This is a genomic window from Sphingopyxis sp. KK2 (assembly GCF_001990265.1).
Classification (GTDB): domain Bacteria; phylum Pseudomonadota; class Alphaproteobacteria; order Sphingomonadales; family Sphingomonadaceae; genus Sphingopyxis.
On the sequence record NZ_LYVN01000014.1, the window covers coordinates 41,466 to 48,118 of the forward strand.

Annotated in this window: 7 protein-coding genes; 2 read left to right on the plus strand and 5 right to left on the minus strand. The window is 67.3% G+C overall.

Annotated features, from left to right (window positions below; genetic code table 11):
* Position 1 precedes the first annotated feature (1 nt).
* Positions 2 to 748, plus strand: a complete 747-nt coding sequence (locus B1A78_RS04055; protein ID WP_077145732.1) for an SDR family NAD(P)-dependent oxidoreductase — start codon at positions 2 to 4, stop codon at positions 746 to 748.
* Position 749: 1 nt separating this feature from the next.
* On the opposite strand, the gene B1A78_RS04060 is transcribed toward B1A78_RS04055, so the two are convergent.
* On the minus strand, positions 750 to 1,730 hold the full coding sequence (locus B1A78_RS04060) for a nitronate monooxygenase family protein (RefSeq protein ID WP_077145733.1): 981 nt from the start codon (positions 1,728 to 1,730) through the stop codon (positions 750 to 752).
* 67 nt (positions 1,731 to 1,797) lie between these two features.
* On the opposite strand from B1A78_RS04060, the gene B1A78_RS04065 reads away from it, so the two are divergent.
* Complete coding sequence (locus B1A78_RS04065; protein WP_077145734.1) at positions 1,798 to 2,787, plus strand: NADPH:quinone oxidoreductase family protein; 990 nt, start codon at positions 1,798 to 1,800, stop codon at positions 2,785 to 2,787.
* Here B1A78_RS04065 and B1A78_RS04070 read toward each other — a convergent pair.
* The 4 genes from B1A78_RS04070 to B1A78_RS04085 form a co-directional block, all read right to left on the minus strand.
* The gene (locus tag B1A78_RS04070; RefSeq protein WP_179101971.1) at positions 2,784 to 3,674 is read right to left on the minus strand and encodes a nitronate monooxygenase family protein; all 891 of its coding nucleotides are present in this window, start codon (positions 3,672 to 3,674) and stop codon (positions 2,784 to 2,786) included. The genes B1A78_RS04065 and B1A78_RS04070 overlap by 4 nt on opposite strands.
* Before the next feature lie 44 nt (positions 3,675 to 3,718).
* The gene (locus B1A78_RS04075) at positions 3,719 to 4,777 is read right to left on the minus strand and encodes a hypothetical protein (RefSeq protein ID WP_077145736.1); all 1,059 of its coding nucleotides are present in this window, start codon (positions 4,775 to 4,777) and stop codon (positions 3,719 to 3,721) included.
* On the minus strand, positions 4,774 to 6,138 hold the full coding sequence (locus B1A78_RS04080; RefSeq protein WP_077145737.1) for a wax ester/triacylglycerol synthase domain-containing protein: 1,365 nt from the start codon (positions 6,136 to 6,138) through the stop codon (positions 4,774 to 4,776). The genes B1A78_RS04075 and B1A78_RS04080 overlap by 4 nt, the downstream gene beginning before the upstream one ends.
* A 3-nt stretch (positions 6,139 to 6,141) precedes the next feature.
* Positions 6,142 to 6,653 (minus strand): acyl-CoA dehydrogenase family protein (locus B1A78_RS04085; RefSeq protein ID WP_256837456.1); only part of this gene is annotated, 512 nt, incomplete at its 5' end.

Below are 6,653 nucleotides of genomic sequence, written 5' to 3' on the forward strand. Positions count from 1 at the left end.
AATGATCCCCGATCCGCTTTTCGATTTCACCGGCAAGGTCGCACTCGTTACCGGCGGCTCGCGCGGGCTCGGCTACCGCATGGTCAAGGCGCTCGCCGAGCGCGGCGCCGACGTCATCGTCGCGAGCCGCAAGATCGAGAATTGCGAGACGGTCGCCGACGAATGCCGCGCGCTCGGGCGCAAGGCGATGGCCTATGGCGTGCATTGCGGACGCTGGGACGAGATCGACGGGCTGATCGCCGCAACTTACGCCGAATTCGGCCGCATCGACATATTGATCAACAACGCCGGCATGTCGCCCGCCTGCCCCAGCCACGAAATGCCCGAAAACCTGTTCGATTCGGTGCTCAACCTCAATTTCAAGGGGCCGTTCCGCCTCGCGAGCCAGGTCGCACACCGGATGGCGCAAGGCGATGGCGGCTGCATCATCAACATCAGCTCATCGGGCGCGCTGATGGCGTTGCCGCTGGTCATTCCCTATGGATCGGCGAAGGCGGCGCTCAACGCGATGTCGGTGTCGCTCAGCCGCGAATATGCGCCCAAGGTGCGCGTGAACACGATCAGCCCGGGGCCGTTTCTGACCGATATCGCCGAAGCCTGGGAACCCAGGAAGCGCGAGACGCAGCCCGTCGCGCTCGGCCGTCCGGGACGGCCCGAGGAGATCGTGACCGCCGCCCTGATGCTCGCCAGCCCCGCATCGACCTATACGACGGGGGCGTTGGTGCGCGTGGACGGCGGCCAGCAATAGCTCAGCGGCGGAACCCCGCCAGCCGCCCGTCGATGATCGCTTCGGCCTCCGAAATGATCCGGTCGATCAGTTCCTGACAGGTCGGGATATCGTGGATCAACCCCTGCACCATCCCGGCCCAGAAGACGCCCTTCGACAGGTCGCCGGTCTTGAGCAGTTCGCGGCCTGCGGTGCCCGCGACCAGTTCCTGCACGTCGGTGAATTTCGCATCGGGCTCGGCGAGGCGGCGGACGACCTCTTCGCTGACCGGGCTCTTCCCCACGCGCGCGGTGTTCTTGAAATTGCGGAAGATCAGGAAGCTGCCACGCTCGTCATTGTCGACATAGGCCTGCTTTACATTGTCGTGGACGGGCGCCTCTTTCGTGGCGCAGAAACGCGTGCCCATGTTGATCCCCTCGGCGCCGAGGCTGAGCGCTGCGACAAGCCCGCGCCCGTCGCCGAAGCCGCCCGACGCGAGCATCGGGATCTTGACCTTGTCGGCAGCCGCCGGGATCAGGATCAGGCCAGGAATATCGTCCTCGCCCGGATGTCCCGCGCATTCGAAACCGTCGATCGAGATGATGTCGCAGCCCGCCTTTTCGGCCGACAGCGCGTGGCGGACCGCGGTGCATTTGTGCAGGATCGTCACCCCGTGCGGCTTCACCCGCGCCCAGATTTCGCGCACCGCAGGCGTGCCCGCGGTTTCCATGATCTTCACACCGCTTTCGACGACGGCATCGGCATAGGCGTTGTAATCGGGCGAATTGATCGTTGGAAAGACGGTCAGGTTGACGCCGAAGGGCTTGTCGGTCATCGACCGGCACTTCTCGATCTCGTCGCGCAGCGCCTGCGGCGTCGGCTGGGTCAGCGCGGTGATGATGCCGAGGCCGCCGGCATTCGATACCGCACTCGCCATCTCGGCGGTGCCGACCGCCTGCATGCCGCCCTGGACGATCGGATGCTCGATCCCCAGCATTTCCGTGATCCGCGTCTTGAAGCCCATCCGCTTTCCCTCCAATAGTTATATAACTTGGTTATACTTCTAAACCCATGATGACAAGAGGTGTCCGATGACCGCTCCCCTGCCCCGCGCCGTCCGTGCCGACGAACTCGGCCCGCCCGAAAACTATGCGCTTGTCGATCATGATCCCGGTCCGCCCTCGCCCACTCAAGTAAGGATTTCTATCAGGGCGGCGGGGATCAGCTTCGTCGACGTGCTGACCGCCGGTGGCGGCTATCAGGTCAAGCCGCCGGTTCCTTTCATTCCGGGCAGCGAATGCGCGGGCGTGATCGAGGCCGTCGGCGCCGAGGTGACCGGGCTGGCGGCGGGCGACAAGGTCGTCGCGAGCGGCTGGGGCGGGATGTTCGCTAACGCTACCAACCTGCCCGCGCGCGTCGTGCGCAAGATGCCCGAAGCGCTGTCGTTCGAGCAAGCGGCGGTGTTCCCGGTGAGCTATGCGACTGCCTGGCACGCGCTCGTCGATCGCGGCCAGCTCAAGGCAGGCGAGACTTTGCTCGTGCTCGGCGCGGGCGGCGCGACGGGCTATGCGGCAGTGCAGATCGGCAAGCATCTCGGCGCGCGGGTGATCGGCTCGGCGTCCGACGCGGCCAAGCGCGAGCTCGCGATCGCGGGCGGCGCCGATGCGGTGGTCGACGCGCGCGCCGACGACTGGCGCGATCAGGTCAAGGTGGCGAATGGCGGCAAAGGCGTCGACGTCGTCTTCGATCCGGTGGGCGGCGACGCGACCGATCCCGCATTCCGCTCGCTCGCGTGGAACGGCCGGCATCTGGTGATCGGCTTTCCGGCCGGAATGACCGCGCTCAAGACGAACCTGCCGCTGCTGAAGGGCGCGAGCCTGATCGGTGTTGACGTGCGCCAGTTCGGGATATTCGAGCCCGAGAAGAGCGAAGCCAATCGCGACACTGTGTTTGCGCTGGCAAGCGAAGGCAAGCTGCGCCCGGCGGTGGTGCGGGCCTACCCGCTGGAGGAATTTCAGGCCGCGATGGCAGATGCCGCTGCGGGCAAGAGCGCGGGCCGGATCGTGCTGGTGATGGACTAGGCCCAGCCGGCTTCGATCGCGGTCAGGCGCGCGCGCCAGTCGGGTCCGGCTGGCAGCATTTCGAACTCGCCCTTCAACCGCGCCACCAGTGCCGCGACCGGCTCGACCGCGTCGATCAGACCGACGCTCTGCCCCGCGCTCCAGATGTCGCGCCACGGCACCACGCCCTCGGGCATCGGCGAGCGGACAGTGGGCAGCGCTTTCGCATCGAGCCCGACCGCCTCGATCGATTGCCGCATCCAGTGCGCGGGCACGCCGTTCATGGCCGCCGAGGCGACGATGTCGTCGGCGCCTGCCGCCGGGATCATCGTCCGGTGCCCCTCGACCACGCCGCTTTCGGGCGTCGCGATGAAGCGCGTCCCCATGCAGGCGATATCGCCGCCGAGCGCGAGCGCCGCCGCAACGCCATGCGCGTCGGCGATGCCGCCGGCGACGATCAGCAGCCCACCGAACATCCGCCGTACCGCGGGGACAAACGCCATCGGCGTCAAAAACCCCGTATGCCCGCCCGCGCCCGCACAGGTCAGCATCAGCCCGTCGGCGCCCGCCGCAATCGCCTTTTCGGCATGTTTCATTGTCGTCACGTCATGGACGACGCGCCCGCCCCAGCCATGGACTCGCTCGACCAGCGCCGACGGATCGCCAAGGCTCGATAGGACCAGCGGGACGCGATAGCGTTCGAGCAGCGCAAGCCGGTCGGCACCCGCAGGATCGCTGCCCCAGCGCGCGGGCATATTGACGATCGGCGGTGCGCCGTCCGTCTCGGCGAGCGCCTTAAGATAGTCCTCGAACTGGTCGGCGGGCGTGATCGTACCGCCCTGCCAGCCGCCAATTACGCCCGCGCGGCAGCAGGCGGTTGCGAGCGGGACCGACGAGGCGAAGCTCATCGGCGCGCACATCAGCGGAAGCGCAAGATTGGCGAACATCGCGGTCAGACGGTCGCCTTCAGCGCGTCGAGCACGCGGACATAATGGACGGGGTTCCACACATCCTGATCCTCGCCCCAACCGATGCCGCCGTCAATGTCCCAGCGCATCAGCTGGTTCACGCCGTAGCCGGCCTCGCTCATCGTGCTGACTACAAAGCCTTCGCTCTTCATTTCGCGGCCATGCTCATCGACCAGCTCGACCTGCATATGCGTGCTCCAGCCGGTCTTCGGGCTGCGGAACACGCGCATCCGCGACTTGGCGGCGTCGAGGCTGCCGAACGTCCCGTCGCGGCGGATCCAGCCCGCATTCATCGGCGACCAGCCCTCGGCGTCGCCGTCCTGCACGCGCGCGAAGCCGAGGAAGCCGGTGCCGTCCCTGCGGTGCCCGAAGATATATTGGATGCGCCCGCGCCCACGCTCGCGCTCGATCTCGCGCCACCGTGCGCCGCCGGGGTGCTTCACCCGCTCCATATCATTGGCATAGAGTTTCGGGCTTGCGGCATAGGGCCCGCCGCGCGGTCCCCAAGTGCGGTCGCGCACCCCGATGCCGTCGATGCGGATTTTCTCGCCGCGCAAGGTCATCCAGCCCTCGACATGGCCGAGCTGGTCGTAGTGCGGGGTCGCCATGAAGGGCGGCTTGCCGGGTGGGAAACGGTGCGGTTCGTGGAGGCCCGTATGCGTGAAGTCGAGCGCGAAGCCGCGCGCCGGGTCCTCATACTGCAGATGATATTTCATGCCCGGTTCGATCATCTTGAGGCTGTAGCCGCCGCCATTCTTGTCGCCGGGGAAGACGATGTCGGTGAGGTCGGGCGCGTCGGGCATCGGCGCTTCCTCGACCTTGCGGTAATAGGCCATGCGCGCCTGGTCATACCCCTCGTCGTCCCACGCGAAGATGCGCCAGGTCACCGCCTTTCGGTTCGGATAATAGGGCGCGTGGATCCAGCAGCCGATCTTGCGTTCGGGGATGTTGAACGACCACCAGTTGGTCTCGGTCTCGTATGGATCGTCGGAAAGCTGATGGTAGCGGTCGTCCTCGGGCTTGAACGCCAAGTCTTCGGTCATGCAAGTTTCTCCAGTTCGTCGAGCGCTGCGGTGAACAGCGCGGCGATGCGGCCGACGTCGGCGACTTTCGCGGCATCGGCGATCACGCCCATGTCGAGATTGTCGCCGCTGCGCCGCGACGTGATATTGAGGAAACGGCCCGAGCCGATGATCGGAACCGGATAGTTATGGCGCTGCAAAAAGCCAGCATAGCTGCGCGGTTCGGCGGGGCCGGGGACGTTCGAGAGGGTCAGATTGCCGGGGATCAGACGCTTGCCGCCCGCCATGCGATCGGCAAAGGCGGCGCGGCGGTCGCGTGCGCCGAACGGCTTTTCGGCGGCGTCGAGCAAGGCCTCGTCATGGCCGGTGCGGCGCATCTCGGCCGCCATCGACGCCTGGATCGCGCGCAGCCGCTCGACCGGATCGGCGAGATGCGTCGCGAGATGCGGGTGCAGCGCGACGATGCGGTTGCCGAAATCGCCATGTTCGGGGCGGCGATACGAGCGCGCCGAATTGATAACGAGCGGCGCGCCCGGAAGGTCGCCAGTCTCGATCAGCCAGTTGCGCAGTGCGGTGCCGGCAAGGGTCAGGAATACGTCGTTTATCGTGGCGCCCGCCGCCTTGCCGACCGCCTTGACGCGTGCGAGCGGCAGGCTGATCGTCGCATAGCGGCGCTCGGCCGAGGTCGGTCCCGACAGCGCGAACTCGGGGGTCGGTTCGCGGTCGCCCTTATGCGCTTCGAGCGCGGCGAGCGCCTCCTTGCGCCGGGCCGACTGTGCGGCGCGCAGGTCCGCTTCGGCTTCGAAGCGCGCATCGGCTCTTTCGCGCCATTTCTCCGGCTCGGGCAGCCGCGCGTCGGCGAAGCGCGCGGTCGCGGGCGGCGCGGCATCGCTGAGCAGGCGCATCACGGTCTGGAAACCGATGCCGTCGGCGACACTGTGGTGCATCTTCAAATAAAAGGCGCTGCCGCCATCGGCGAGACGCTCGAAGACATGCACCGCGAAGGGCGGGCCCGACAGATCGAGGCGGCGCATGTTGAGCTTCGCCACCGCAGCGTAGAGATCGACTTCGCTCCATTCGCCGTCATGCAGTTCGACCGCGATCAGGCTTTCAAGATCGGCATGGGCGATATCGGCCCAAACGTCGCTGTCATAGCCATCGGGCGCCTCGTGCAGCCGCACGAGCAGAGGCGTCGCGGGCAGCCGGTCGGCGAACTGGCGGCGCAGCGCGGCGGCGAGATCGCCCTGCCGCTCCTCAGGCACCTCGAGCAGGATCAGCGCGCCGACATGCATCGGCGAGGCGTCGGTCTCCGACAGGATCATGAAATGATCGTCGGGGCGCAGGCGGCGGACGCCCGGCGCGAGTTTCAGCGGATCGCTCACGCCCTACCAGCCCGCCAGCGTCGCGGCGCGCGCGCGATGCTCGGCGGGGCTGCCGAGCCAGGCGCGGTCGGCCATCGCGCGGCGGAACCAGTAATTGAGGCCATATTCCCATGTATAGCCGATGCCGCCATGCGCCGCGACCGCCGCGCGGGTCGCGCGGACATAGACGTCGCACAGATGCGCCTTCGCCATCGCCGCGGCGCGCGGGGCGTCGGGAAGCTGGGCATCCCAGGCATAAGCCGCGTACCAGACCAGCGCGCGCGCGGGTTCGACATCGAGCGCCATATGCGCGAGCTGGTGCTTGAGCGCCTGGAAGCGTCCGATCGGCTGGCCGAACTGCTCGCGCTCCTTGGCATAAGCGACGCTCATGTCGGTGACCTTCTGCGCCCCGCCAAGCGCATCGGCGGCAACGAGGACGAGCGCGGCGTCGGCGAGGCGCGCGGTCATCGGATCGCCCGCGGCGATCAGCGTTTCGCCCGCGTCGCCAGCAATGGCCACCTTCGACATGGGGCGGG

What these genes read in the sequence shown, in the direction of transcription:
- B1A78_RS04055 (WP_077145732.1), top strand. Translation starts at nt 2, where the DNA reads ATGATCCCCGATCCGCTTTTCGATTTCACCGGCAAGGTCGCACTCGTT.
- B1A78_RS04060 (WP_077145733.1), bottom strand. Translation starts at nt 1,730, where the DNA reads ATGGGCTTCAAGACGCGGATCACGGAAATGCTGGGGATCGAGCATCCG.
- B1A78_RS04065 (WP_077145734.1), top strand. Translation starts at nt 1,798, where the DNA reads ATGACCGCTCCCCTGCCCCGCGCCGTCCGTGCCGACGAACTCGGCCCG.
- B1A78_RS04070 (WP_179101971.1), bottom strand. Translation starts at nt 3,674, where the DNA reads ATGAGCTTCGCCTCGTCGGTCCCGCTCGCAACCGCCTGCTGCCGCGCG.
- B1A78_RS04075 (WP_077145736.1), bottom strand. Translation starts at nt 4,777, where the DNA reads ATGACCGAAGACTTGGCGTTCAAGCCCGAGGACGACCGCTACCATCAG.